Origin of the sequence: Wolbachia endosymbiont (group A) of Icerya purchasi (genome assembly GCF_947251635.1) — a bacterium.
GTDB classification, from domain to species: Bacteria; Pseudomonadota; Alphaproteobacteria; order Rickettsiales; family Anaplasmataceae; genus Wolbachia; species Wolbachia pipientis.
On record NZ_OX366357.1, the window covers coordinates 1,130,637 to 1,143,414 of the forward strand.

A 12,778-nucleotide genomic window follows, 5' to 3' on the forward strand; every position below is an offset into this window, starting at 1 on the left:
TAGGTAAACCTAAAGCTATAGAAAAAAAGAAGAACCAGTTTCTTAGTTCTTCATTGACATAATCCACTTCATATGCCTTAATAAAGTTTTATAGCTTGGTAGGAAATAGTGGGATCAGAATTTGAAGAAATGCTAAAGGAAATATTACAAGAAATTAATGATCAAGGCTTCAATAAAGATAATATAATTGATAAAATTAAGGATAAGCTGCAGGAAAAGGACCCACGCGTATACAACGGGTGGAAAGATAACAAGTTTGATATAGATCACCTGTTTTCACCAGATATCATGTTGCGTATGATAGCTAAAGATACAAAATTAACAGGGTTCTTTATAGAACATGAAAGGACTCTTTTATATGTTGCTGCTGAACATGGGCACATACAAATAGTAGAAAATCTATTAGACAATGGAGCGAAAACCGGTATAAAAAATGGATATTGCAAAGAAGCTCCTTTACATGTTGCTGCTAAACATGGACACATACGAATAGTAGAAATTTTGTCAAAAAAAGAAGCAGATATCGATCTGAAAAATAGGTATGGGGAAACTCCTCTACATTATGCAGCTAAGTATGGACATACACAGGTATTAGAAAATCTATTGGGAAGAAGCACTAATGTTAATGTGCAAAGTGAAGTTGGAAGAACTCCTTTACATGATGCTGCTAAGCATGGTCGTATAGAGGTAGTAAAACATCTTATAGAAAAAGAGGCAGATGTTAATGTGCAAAGTAAAGTTGGAAGAACTCCTTTACATAATGCTGCTAAGCATGGACACACACAAGTAGTAGAAGTTTTACTAAAAAAAGGAGCAGATGTTAATATACAAGATCGAGGAGGAAGAACTCCTTTACACTACGCTGTTCAGCGTGGATACCCAAAGCTAGCAAAACTTCTACTAAATGATGGTGCAGATCCATCATTTATTCATAGATCTAAAGCTATAACAGCAGGAGTTGCTGTGGGTATATTAGCTGCCATTGTTACTCCATTAGCACTCGTTTACGCTACTGCATTACCTGCACTAGCAATAATTGGAATTACTGTAGCATCTGCACTGATAGTTGGTGGAATTTCGGGAATGTTCAAAAAAGTGTGTCAAACCGCATTTTTAGTTCAACTCAATTTTCAATCTATCAGGAAAGAAAATATCAAGTTGAGAGATAGTTAATGCCCAATCAGATATAGGCATCGTCCACTTTTCCTCTACCTTTTTTATAGCACAATATACCTGTTTGTACAAGGCATTTGTACTAGTAAATGAGCCCTTAGTTTTAGTGAATTTTCTAATCTGTCTATGCAACCCCTCAATAGGATTGGTAGTATAAATTAGCCTCCTGATTGGGCCAGAATACTTAAAATAGCCGGATCCAATTATTCTGCCACGATTTTACAACCAATGGGTACTTTTCTCCCCATTTTTCTTCTAGCTCAAGTAAGTAATTCTCGGCAATTTCTCTGCTTGCAGCACGATATATTTTTTCAGATCATTCATGAAAACTTTCACATCTTTGCTTGATACATATTTCAGTGAATTCCTTATCTGATGCACTATACATAGCTGTACTTCTGCTTTAGGAAACGCACTATTTATAGCTGCAGGAAAGCTTTTTAGCCCATCTACACATGCAATCAGAATATCTTCTACTCCTCTTTCTTTGAGGTCATTTAGCACTCCCAACCAAAAGTTAGCTCCTTCACTTTCAGCAAAATAAAAGCCCAAGACTTCTTTTCTGCCATTTTGGTCTATGCCCAATATATTGTACATACATTTACTTACGCAATGTCCATCCTCTTTGACCTTAAAGAACATCCCATCCATAAATACTATCGGGTATACTGATTGCAGTGGACGACTACGCCATTCATTTATTATAGGCAGTAATTTGTCGGTAATACTTGATATCTCTGCAACCGATATTTTGTGATCATAAATTTCCTCAACGTGTGACGCTATATCTCTATAGCTCATACCACTGGCAAATGTGCTCAAAATCTTCGTTTCAAGCTCTGGTTTGTTTGCCTTTTTTTGACTATTTACGGCTCAAAACTTCCTTCCCTATCTCTTGGCGTCAAAAGCTCAAATGAACCTGCACTTGTCCGTAAAGTCTTTCCATTTCTCCCATTTCTTCGATTATTTTCTTCGCTTTCAGCCAACAAGTGGTTTTCTATTTCACCTTCCAAACTTGCCTCCAGCAGCTTTTTTATAAATGGTGTTAATGCTCCGTCCCTTCCTGTCAACGGTCTTCCTTCTCGTATAGACGACAGGATATTTGTTTCCAACTCTTTATAATCTACCAATCCGGTAGTTCTGTTTACTACTTTCTGACTCATTGTCAAACCTCCATTTTTTTATATCAATTTATTACTTTTTTTCGGTTTGACACACTTTTTTGAACATTCCCTATTCAAATATTGCAGTTCTAGTTTGTTGAGCAGAGTGTTGTGAAGTATCAATAAGTATTTCTCTTTTCAATGAGCTAAAGAAGCTTTCTGCAACAGAATTGTCGTAACAACAGCCTTTGTTACTCATCTATATTGTTTACAGCTAAGAGATATTGATACCCTTGCGCAGTATATTGTGAACCTTGGTCACTGTGCAGCAGTAGATTTTTAACAGGTTTACGCCTATTAATGGCCATTAATAAAGAGTTCATAACCAATTGTTTATTTATTGCACTACTCATTAACTACCATACGTGAGAATTATTGCTGCCAAATATAGCCATCCCTCCTTGGTTTTGATGTAAGTAATCCCATACTTTATTTGGTTGATCAACAATAAAGTTTTGATCTAGTATATTGGGAGCTACAGCTCTATTATCTGTTTGTTGTTTTTTAATTTTAAACTTTCTTCTCAGTATAGCCCTGATGTCATTTTTCTGCATAATACTTTGCACCGTTTTTAAATTGCAACTTTTACCCAAAGCCTTCAATTCAGCATGAATTTTAGGAGCTCCATATCTACATTTAGAAACTTGATATATTTTTTGAATAGCTGCGAGTAGCTCTTTATTTGCTGATTCTCTACTGCTTATTTTCCTTGTGGTCCACTTATAGTAGCCACTAGCAGAAAATCCTACATAATTCCTGTACTTTATAGCAGTTACTATATAAAAAAATATTTTACTCTTTTTGACTGGCCAGGGCTTTTTTTTAAATGTCTCTTTCCCTTGTTACTCTTGCTAACTCTCTTTGTAAATCAAACCTCTCTTTGTCGTAAGGAGCCATGTTACCTCTACCTGGAAATGCTTCTGCTGCCGACTTTTTTCGTTGTGTTTCTTTATCCATTTTCCTAATAAACCACCCTTTATTCCCAAATCCTTTGCTGTTTTTGTAATTGTTTGACCTGCCTTTCTTTGTTCATTTGCCAGTTTAACAGCTTCCAATTTGAATTCTGCTGTATATTCTCTTACCATTTCTAATCCTCCAAAATTTTATTTTACCCAAAAAAACTCTTTTCTTTCTCTCCACTTTTTCTGGGTAAGGTCAAACAATGACTATGCAAAAAACCTAATAACATGTATAATCTATAAATAATTTCTGAGGTAGATTGTGAAACTAGGTGTTAATATCGATCACGTTGCAACCCTCCGTAACGCACGCGGAACTTCTTATCCAGATCCATTGAAAGCAGCAGAAATAGCCATTGACGCTGGAGCAGACTTTATTACTGTACACTTACGAGAAGATAGAAGGCATATTAGAGATGAAGACGTATTTAACCTAAAAAAAAGCATTAGCACTGAGCTAAATCTTGAAATTGCAGCCACGGAAGAAATGCTTGAAATAGCAAAAAAGGTAAAACCCTATTCGATTAGTATAGTACCAGAAAAAAGAGAAGAATTAACAACCGAAGGTGGCCTGGATATCGTGAATATGCACAGTAAACTTTCTAGTATAATAGAGGAAATGCATAGCTCTAGCATAAAAGTCTCACTGTTTATCGATCCAAATATTGATCAACTAAAATATCTTGAAAAGCTAGGGACAAAACCTGACATAATAGAAATTCACATAGGGGATTACTGTGATAATCCATCAGAAAAAAAGTTACAGTTAATTACTAATGCTGCAGAGTACGTCAATAAATTAGGAATAGAATGCCATGCAGGACATGGCATAACTTATGAACACGCTAAGAAGATGACAAGAATACCTCACATCTCAGCTCTTAACATAGGCCACTATTTAATTAGCGAAGCTGTATTTTACGGCTTACACAGCGTAGTAAAAACAATGAAAATGACAATGTCTAACTAACTGCTGCTTTTTCCTTCTCATTTAAAATACTTAAAAGAGTTTGGCTTGCTTTAAATTTTACCCTTGTCTTTTTAGGAACAGTCATGATCTCACCACTTTGGGGGTTACGACATTGTTTTTCCTGACTGATAGCAGTAGAAAATGTTCCTATTCCATGCAAACGTATTTCACCTTTCCCATGCAGCTCATTCTTCATTATTTTAATAAACGCATCATGAATCTTGCTCAAATCAGATTTTGTTATATCTATATTCTGACTAGAACAATCTTCCTTTAATTGTTTTATTATATCTTCTTTACTCATAAATTACCTTAATATTGAAAAATCACATAAATAGCATATTATGTTGACACCGATAGTCAACTAAATTCATTACAAAAATAGAGGATATCATACACTTTTGCAAATATTTGTATAATACTTACAAAAAAACACCCCTATAAAATAACTATCTCTTAGAAAATTGACACTTTTTCCGAGCTTTATGTTGACCATATTTCTTACGTTCAACAACACGTGAATCTCTAGTTAAGAACTCACCATTACGTAGTATAGAATGCAAATCTTGGCTTACACTACTTAAAGCTCTGCTTATTCCATGAGCTAGAGCACCTGCTTGACCAGATAGCCCTCCACCTTTTACAGTTGCAAATACATCGTATTTATCCAATGTGGAAGTTGCAACAAATGGCATTTTTACTATTTGGCACACTGACTCTCTTTTAAAATAAGAAATTAGATCGCCTTTTTTGTTAACACTAAATTTTCCACTCCCCGGCTTTATCCATACTCTTGCTACAGATTCTTTTCTTCGGCCTGTAGCATATAAACGACCAAGCGAATCAACTGCTGATTTAATTGTCTTTTCTGACCAATTATTGTTATTTATTGTAGAACTCTTCATTTTTACTCCATTACTTTTTATTTTTACGATTCAAAGAGGCAAAATCTATCTTTTCAGGTTGCTGTCCTTGGTGCTTATGCTCTGAACCAGAATAAACATACAAATTTTCAAAGCGTCTACGTGCCATAGGCCCATCATCAAGCATCCTTTTCACTGCCATTTCTATTACACGCTCAGGAAATTTACCATTTAAAATATTATCTGGAGTAGTTTTCTTCAAACCACCAGAATAACCTGTATGCTTATAGTAAATTTTATCTTTAAGCTTCTTCCCAGTAAAATGCACCTTTTCTGCGTTGATAACAATTATATTATCGCCACAATCCATATGAGGTGTATACTCAGGTTTATGCTTTCCACGTAATAGTGTCGCTACAAATGCTGCGAGCCTTCCTACTACTAATCCTTCTGCATCTATGACAAACCACTTTTTATTGATTTGTTTCTCTTTTAAGAAAAAAGTCTTCATTATTTGATCCAACAATAGTAAGCTATGATATACTTAATTTCTAAATAGTGTCAACAATATTAGTTATTGATTATTAAAGTAATTTATGTTAGTAATTAAGCTGCGCAACCAATATGCATAGGAAATAGAATGTTTCGATTGATTATCACACTTGCGATCATTTTTAGTACTATAAGTTGCTATGCAACCGATGTGGGAGAAGTGATAAGCAAAGCCATCAAAAATAGCTCAAAAATAAAGTCTCAATTTTACCAATATAAAAGCGCAGAAAAATACTATAAATCCTCTGGGTTAGCTGGATTTTTACCTGACATTAGTTTGCAGTACAATTTTGATAGTAATTTTAATCTTGATACATCTGAAAAAAAACTTACATTGCGCCAGAAATTAATCGATGGCGGCGGCACCTTTGCCACATTCAGTCGATCAAGTCATCTTCTCAAAGCAGAAAAAATGCGGTTTCAGCAATCAAAACAAGAGCTTGCACTTAATGCTGTGAAAGCATATGTTAGTGTTTTACAAAAGACAGAAATATTAAAGCTCAGAGAACATAAAGAACGCGTTTCTTTGGAACATTTGTCAGCTATGAAAAAACGCTTTTCCCTTGGAGAGGTAACCAATGCTGAAGTTTTGTTAGCAAAAGCAAAATTCTCGTCTTCTATATCCGAAAGAGTTGATGCTGAAGGTAAATTAAAGTTGGCAAATATTGCTTATTATCATTTGATTGGCGAAGATGCTGATGACCTTTCTGAAGCTAATGATAAACTACCTTCTGTTCCAGAGCTAAATGAATGTTTACAATTAGCAAAAACCAATAATTTATCTCTAAAAGCAGCGGTTTATCAAAAAAGAGCAGCCGGAATGGAAGTGATCGCTGAAAGCTCCAAGTGGCTTCCTTCTTTAAATCTAAGCGCAAGCAAAAATTTTGGGGAGGATGGTATGAAAGTAGACAAACTATTAGAAAATGTTCATGTAGCTTTTACTCTTGATGTTCCAATCTTTAAAAGAAGAGTTAATGCTTTTGGTGTCAGTAAAGCTAAAATGGATGCAAAAAAATCTACCTACGATTATTATGAAACGGTAAAAAAGATAGAACAAGACGTTGTAAATGCTTGGAATAATGTGCTGACAGCAAAGGCCATTATCAAAGCAAGTCAAGAAGCGGAAAAAGCAGCATCTCTAGCATTGGAAGGAGTTGAGCAAGAAGTAAACTTAAATTTAAAGAGTACATCTGACCTTTTGGACACTGAAGATGCATTATTTAAAGCACGTTCAGACTTAGTTGAAGCAAAAAGCAATTATGTGATTAGTGTTTACAACTTGCTTTTTATGATAAATAGTATAAACCTCTAAATTTAATGGTATTAGCACTATGTATGATGAACAAGGTAATCAATCTGTAAAAGATATCCTAGAAGATATAAAAAAAGCTATATCGGGTAAAAACGCAAGTAACGATAAAGCAGAAATAAAGGATGAAAATGATGATGTGCTATACCTTGAGGAAGAGTATCCAGAAGAAATAGAAGAAGATGGCAAAAAAGAAAATAATGAAAAAGAGGACATTGATAATGATGACCAAAGTGAGGAAATGGCTTGCAACAATAACCAATTTAATGGCCATAGCTACAATTCAGAAGAAAAAAAAGATATTTATTTGTACGATAATATCCAAATGAGTAATAACAAAGCGAGTAATAGCGGCTTACAAGCGCAAAATAACGATCATCTAATTTTAAAAGAGAATATGGAAGAGATCAAAGCGTTGCTTGGAAAAATGCAAAACGAATTGCAGCATAAACAACAAAAAAAAGCGAACCTTACTGTTGAAGAATTAGTTACATCTCTTTTAAAACCTCAGCTCTCAGAATGGTTGAATAAATATCTACATGCACTGGTAAAAGAAGTAGTTGAAAAAGAGCTTAAAGATATAATCAATAATAAGTAGGGTATTAGCAATAAAAACTAGAGTAAAGACGGCTAGAGGCAGAAAACTATCTTCAACAAGGTGGCTACATCGTCATTTGAATGATCAGTATGTGCAAAAAACTAGCAAGGATGGTTATAGGTCACGCTCAGCATATAAGCTGGTAGAAATGGATAACAAATTTAAATTATTCCAAGAAGGGCAAAAAATTATTGATCTTGGTGCTTCTCCTGGTGGATGGTCACAAGTTGCATCTCAGAAAGGTGCAAATGTAGTTGCTCTTGACATGAAACCAATGAACGCAATTAATGGAGTAGAGTTTATACAATGTGATATTATCAATGAGTTTGAAATTTTAAGAGAAAAATTCAAGGATCAAAAATTTGATGTAATTTTATCTGACATGGCGCCCGAATCTTGTGGTTTAAAATCGTTGGATCATATCAGAATTATGCTTTTATGTGAAGCAGCGCTCAATTTTGCAAAGCATTTCTTGAGCCATGGTGGCATGTTTGTAGTAAAAATTTTCCAAGGAGAATCTGATAAAGATTTTTGTAACGAGCTAAAAAAAATGTTTAAAACAGTAAAATACTTTAAACCAAAGTCAAGTAGATCTGAATCTACAGAAATGTATTTGGTAAGTTTAGGCTTTATTGGCAGCAGACTTTCTATATAATATTAACCCAGGTAGCCCACAGAAACGAAAAAAACTTCCTTGACAAACTCCGCCAGCCCCCTTATCATGAAACTGAAGCTATTTATTTATCTTCGCAATCTGTGCAGGTTAATGACAAAAAACTTAGGGTATTTGGCGTCTCATGTTTAATTTTTCGCACTACGTGCATCGCATGTCTTTAAAAATTTTTAGGTTTTTACCTATATAAGCCGAAACGCGCTTACAAAGCGTTTAAGACAGCAAAAAACGTCAAATTGACAAGGGAGAATTTGAATACTAGCTACCCTAGGGTTTCTTTGCCTTTTTTCCTGCTTGGTAAATTTCTTAAACACTTGCGGTGTAGGTTAGTTGCAAGTTAAAAGCAGCTAAATCGCTCTTAATCAAGCGTTTTAGAATAAAAAAATGCCGATATTTTAGTACATAGTGAATAGCTAACCACCACGGGGCTTCTTTTGCCTTTTTTTTATTTGGTAAATTTCTTAATGTTTGTGGCTAAAAGAGCCCAAGAGAGGTCAGTGCCCCTGTGATGTCATCCCAGTGCTTGACACTGGGATCTAGCCTTTATTATGCAGTCACTTGGTTGAAATTAAGTCTTCTGGATCCCAGTGTCAGCTACTTTCATGATATCATCATAAAGTAAACCAGTGTCAGCTACTCGGATGACAAAAAAAAGGAGCACTGGGATGACAAGAAGAGGGCACTGGAATGACAAGAAAGGGGCTACTTGGATAACAGGAGAGGGAGGCTACTTGAATGGCAACGAATTGGAAGAAAATGTTTATGACTAATTTTTAGATCAAACATGGAATTTCGACAAACTTAACTTTTTTGTGAGACTGTTCAGCAATAATAAATAAATTGAGAGGAAAGGTTATGGCAATAAAAAAGGAAAAGTTTTTTGAAATAATAAATGAGGTAAGCAAAAGTGAAGGTTTAAATGAGAATAATTTACTTGAAAGAATAGGGAGTAAGCTAAAAGATGCAGACTCAAAAGTATATAGCACTTGTAACAATTTGAAGATAGATAAGATATTCAGTATATTAGATTCAGACAAAATTGTAAATTATATGTTGGTACATCTTGCTGTGGAATGTAACAGTGTACCAATAGTAAAACTCCTACTAGCAAAGGAAGCAAAAGTTAATGAACCAATATATGAACTTGATGGAGCTAAGTCTCAATTAACTGCTTTGCACATTGCTGCTTTGCATGGTCATCAAGAGATAGCTCAGCTTTTATTGAACAATAACGCAAATCCTTCACTAAAAGATAGTCAAGGCCAAACTCCAAGGGATGTTGTTGGCAATGTAGAAGGTAAAAAGGCTATAATAAAAACGTTAGAGGAAGGAGAACAACGCTATGCTGAGGCAAGAGCTGCGAGAAGACAACCTTATAGACAAGGCACTTTACTGCAGTCTAATAATAAAACTCCAGGAAATTCAGCTGTGGGCGGAAATAGGATAACTGCTGCAGTGCAAGCATGGAATGCAAGAGATCAGAAAGAGAACAACGGAACTACACCAAACAGCAGAGAAATCTATGTACAAGATGAGGATGAACAGACTTCTTCAAACTCAATCACTAATGAAAACAATATAAACAAAGTAGATGATACATTAGAAAGAGAACAGGCTATAAGAGAAAGAGATGCTATGTTGCAAAAGTTGCGAGAGGCAGAGCAACGACTTGCCAATAATCAGAAGCGCATAGAACAAGATTACTTGCACGATCAACATCTAGAGCAGTATACTATACATAATGGTGAACAGACCTTTTTAAATAAAAGTAGTAGTGACGACAGTGGAATATGTTTTGATGGAGATAGATCTGAAGCTTTAGGCCAATCTATATTAGAAAATGGAGAAGACATTGATGCACAAGATAAAGATGGCGTGACCCCTTTACATTGGGCTGTTGAAGATAACAATAAAGAATTAGCAAAACTTTTGATAAAACATGGAGCAGATGTTGATGCACGAAATAGAGATAAACATACCCCTTTACATTATGCTGCTGTGCATGGTTATGTAGAGATTGCAAAGTATCTAATAGATAATGGAGCAAATGTTAATGCACAAGATCAAGATGAACATATCCCTTTATACTTTGCTGTTACAAATGACAATAAAGAATTAGCAAAACTTTTGATAAAATATGGAGCAGATCGCTCATTGATAAAGGATGAAGGCCTAATAGATAGACTAAATAGTATGTGTGGTCAGCTATCTGAGGCCGTACCTAGTACTTCTTCCCATTCCGAAACATACAATGCAACGGAAACTCCAGAAGAAGCAGAAAGGGTTAAAAAACGTAAAGTTAAGTCAAAAGAATTACGTGCTCAATTAAAGAATGAACAGAAAGAAAATGAATCACTAAAACAACAAATACAAGATCTAGAAAGTGAAAAAGCAACGCTTAATAGTGAATTAGAAAAAACAAAAACTAAAAAAAACGAAGTACCATTAGAAAAAGCGCAAAAGGAACTAACAGAATTGAGAAATTGTGTCACTGAACATGAGACTAAATTGGAAGTACTGGAGAAACTCAATGAAGAGAATGAATCACTAAAACAAAAAATAAAAAGTCTGGAGAATGAAAACACACCACTTGATGGTGAACTGGGCAAAACTAAAACAAATGAAGTGTCACTAGAAAAAGTAGGAAAAAGACAATTTTCCCCAAAAGTTGCCTATGCGAGCCTTGCAGCTATGTTAGCAGTAGGTGCTGCTCTTAGTATTGCTTCCGGATTGTCTGCTCTATTAATAGTTGCAGCTTCTGTGGTATCTGCACTGATAGCTGGTGGCGTTACATACACAATATCAAAACCCATCGCTGAACCAAAACCTACCACTGAATTGAAAGAAGTGGATATAGGTTCAGCACAACGTGGTGTTTGTAAAACTTGGCACCTACATCTGTACGAACATTGCAGTTTGCAGGTGGCAGATGCAAGTAGCTGCACTGGAATCCCAAAAAAAGGATGATGTCATTCCAGTGCTTGACACTGGAATCCAGACTTTAATTGTTATACTTGTAACGCGAATTCTGGATTAAAGGAGAATAGAAAAGGCAGAAAACAGGGTAAACTCAGCAATTATAAAAAAATAGATGAGGTTACCCATGGAAGATATAACAAAACTGTTTTGTTTGGTCGATGATTTTTGCAGAGATATAGAGAAAAATTTTGCAGGCAAACTACTGCCAAATGGTAAAAAACCCACAAGAACAACGGAAATTGAGCACTCTGAAATCATGACAATAATCCTGCTATATCAACAATCTCCGTGTAAAAATTTCAAAACTTTCTATCTACATTACCTAACGTTGCTCTACAAATCAGAGTTTCCAAAGTTGCCTTCATATACCAGGTTTGTTGCTCTAAAGCCTAGGGTTTTGTGGCATTTAGCAATGTTGTTGCATTGGCTTTGTGGACAGTCAGAAAACACTGGAATTTCATATATAGACACAACTCCCATTGCAGTTTGTCATGCAAAAAGAATATCCAAAAACAAAGTTTTTGCTGGAATTGCAAAATTAAGCAAGAGTACTTACGGCTGGTTTTTTGGTTTCAAATTACATATGGTAATCAATGAAAATGGTGAAATTCATGCACTTACGCTAACAAAAGGCAATGTTGATGATAGGATACCTGTGCCAAATTTGACGGAAAAATTAACCGGCCTTTTGTTTGGTGACAAAGGTTATATTGCAAAAGAGCTTTTTCAGAAGCTGTTTGACCGAGGTTTGAAACTTGTTACCAAGGTGAAAAAAGGTATGAAAAATACATTAATTTCGCTAAATGAGAAGATTTTACTGAGAAAAAGGTCTATCATTGAGACTGTTTTTGGTTACCTAAAAAATAGACTAGAAATTGAACACACTCGCCATAGATCCCCTGTTGATTTCTTGGTTCATATCTTTTCTACTCTCATCTCCTATTCCATCAAATCCAAAAAGCCTTCTATTTCCTATACTTCCTTCCTTAATCCAGAATTCGCGTTAGGAGGGTTTGGTGGCTGATCCATCACTTTCGTGGTGGGCCTCAATCCAGTTTCCCATATTCACGTTTCCAGTTCCCGCCTCGTCAAACGCAGCATGCGATTTTCCCGCACTACGCTTTCCTAGTAGATTCTTTACCAAAGTTTATAACATATTGTACTGGTGACACTTTCGGGATATAGTACCTTATTCTATAGTCTTTATATAGACCTAGTTTCTCGTATATCCATCCCCTACTCCATCTCTTCCAGTCAAATCCTTTTCTTGCTTTTCTGGCTCTCATTAAGTTGCGTCTTATTTTCATCTCTACCCATTGTTTTACATAATTGAAGCTTCGACTTGAGTTTCCTATCCTAAAGTAGTTTGTCCACCCTCTCAGTATTGGGTTAATGATTTGTATCACTTTCCTTATTGGCTGTGATTTATGGCAACGAAATACTTCCTTCAATTTTTGAAGTAAGCTTGTCCTTGCTTTCATCTTTGGTGTTGTCTGTACTTTCCACTTTCCTTGTTTTGTAATTTTCTCTCGAAAATCA

13 protein-coding genes and 2 pseudogenes are annotated in these 12,778 nt (G+C 35.3%); 8 read left to right on the forward strand and 7 right to left on the reverse strand.

Translation table 11 applies throughout. The features are described 5' to 3' along the window. Nucleotides 1-108 precede the first annotated feature (108 nt). The gene (locus tag OPR17_RS05980; protein ID WP_265021500.1) at nucleotides 109-1,173 is read left to right on the forward strand and encodes an ankyrin repeat domain-containing protein; all 1,065 of its coding nucleotides are present in this window, start codon (nucleotides 109-111) and stop codon (nucleotides 1,171-1,173) included. Here OPR17_RS05980 and OPR17_RS05985 read toward each other — a convergent pair. From OPR17_RS05985 to OPR17_RS07660, 3 genes and pseudogenes are all read right to left on the reverse strand, one after another. Next, a pseudogene (locus OPR17_RS05985) lies at nucleotides 1,114-1,974 on the reverse strand (IS256 family transposase). The gene OPR17_RS05980 and the pseudogene OPR17_RS05985 overlap by 60 nt on opposite strands. A gap of 65 nt (nucleotides 1,975-2,039) precedes the next feature. After that, nucleotides 2,040-2,336, reverse strand: a complete 297-nt coding sequence (locus tag OPR17_RS05990) for a transposase (protein ID WP_265021288.1) — start codon at nucleotides 2,334-2,336, stop codon at nucleotides 2,040-2,042. Between the two features lie 73 nt (nucleotides 2,337-2,409). Then, nucleotides 2,410-3,421: pseudogene (locus tag OPR17_RS07660) on the reverse strand (IS3 family transposase); the annotation flags it as partial. A gap of 136 nt (nucleotides 3,422-3,557) precedes the next feature. On the opposite strand from OPR17_RS07660, the gene OPR17_RS06010 reads away from it, so the two are divergent. Beyond that, nucleotides 3,558-4,265 (forward strand): pyridoxine 5'-phosphate synthase, encoded by a 708-nt coding sequence (locus OPR17_RS06010; protein WP_265021501.1) that lies wholly within the window; start codon nucleotides 3,558-3,560, stop codon nucleotides 4,263-4,265. Here the strand turns inward: OPR17_RS06010 and OPR17_RS06015 are convergent. From OPR17_RS06015 to rplM, 3 genes are all read right to left on the reverse strand, one after another. Then, on the reverse strand, nucleotides 4,258-4,569 hold the full coding sequence (locus OPR17_RS06015; protein WP_265021502.1) for an HU family DNA-binding protein: 312 nt from the start codon (nucleotides 4,567-4,569) through the stop codon (nucleotides 4,258-4,260). The two genes, OPR17_RS06010 and OPR17_RS06015, sit on opposite strands and share 8 nt — an antisense overlap. 145 nt (nucleotides 4,570-4,714) lie before the next feature. Then, nucleotides 4,715-5,170, reverse strand: a complete 456-nt coding sequence (rpsI, locus tag OPR17_RS06020; RefSeq protein ID WP_265021503.1) for a 30S ribosomal protein S9 — start codon at nucleotides 5,168-5,170, stop codon at nucleotides 4,715-4,717. A 10-nt stretch (nucleotides 5,171-5,180) separates the two neighbouring features. Then, nucleotides 5,181-5,639: a 50S ribosomal protein L13 gene (gene rplM / locus OPR17_RS06025; RefSeq protein ID WP_265022183.1), complete on the reverse strand. Its 459-nt coding sequence runs from the start codon at nucleotides 5,637-5,639 to the stop codon at nucleotides 5,181-5,183. A gap of 129 nt (nucleotides 5,640-5,768) precedes the next feature. On the opposite strand from rplM, the gene OPR17_RS06030 reads away from it, so the two are divergent. The 6 genes from OPR17_RS06030 to OPR17_RS06055 all read left to right on the forward strand — a co-directional run bounded on the left by OPR17_RS06030 (nucleotide 5,769) and on the right by OPR17_RS06055 (nucleotide 12,263). Continuing rightward, complete coding sequence (locus OPR17_RS06030; RefSeq protein WP_265021504.1) at nucleotides 5,769-6,992, forward strand: TolC family protein; 1,224 nt, start codon at nucleotides 5,769-5,771, stop codon at nucleotides 6,990-6,992. 19 nt (nucleotides 6,993-7,011) lie between these two features. Then, a complete protein-coding gene (locus tag OPR17_RS06035; protein WP_265021505.1) occupies nucleotides 7,012-7,587 on the forward strand; it encodes a PopZ family protein in 576 nt (191 codons plus the stop codon). Between the two features lie 76 nt (nucleotides 7,588-7,663). Beyond that, nucleotides 7,664-8,242: an RlmE family RNA methyltransferase gene (locus tag OPR17_RS06040; protein ID WP_265021506.1), complete on the forward strand. Its 579-nt coding sequence runs from the start codon at nucleotides 7,664-7,666 to the stop codon at nucleotides 8,240-8,242. A 659-nt stretch (nucleotides 8,243-8,901) separates the two neighbouring features. Continuing rightward, entirely contained in the window at nucleotides 8,902-9,030 is a 129-nt protein-coding gene (locus OPR17_RS06045; protein ID WP_265021507.1) for a hypothetical protein, read from the forward strand. 85 nt (nucleotides 9,031-9,115) lie between these two features. Further along, nucleotides 9,116-11,227: an ankyrin repeat domain-containing protein gene (locus OPR17_RS06050; protein WP_265021508.1), complete on the forward strand. Its 2,112-nt coding sequence runs from the start codon at nucleotides 9,116-9,118 to the stop codon at nucleotides 11,225-11,227. A gap of 136 nt (nucleotides 11,228-11,363) precedes the next feature. Next, nucleotides 11,364-12,263 (forward strand): IS982 family transposase, encoded by a 900-nt coding sequence (locus OPR17_RS06055; protein WP_265021509.1) that lies wholly within the window; start codon nucleotides 11,364-11,366, stop codon nucleotides 12,261-12,263. A 91-nt stretch (nucleotides 12,264-12,354) separates the two neighbouring features. Here the strand turns inward: OPR17_RS06055 and OPR17_RS06060 are convergent, their stop codons facing one another. Next, the gene (locus tag OPR17_RS06060; protein WP_265021510.1) at nucleotides 12,355-12,720 is read right to left on the reverse strand and encodes a group II intron maturase-specific domain-containing protein; all 366 of its coding nucleotides are present in this window, start codon (nucleotides 12,718-12,720) and stop codon (nucleotides 12,355-12,357) included. Nucleotides 12,721-12,778 lie beyond the last annotated feature (58 nt).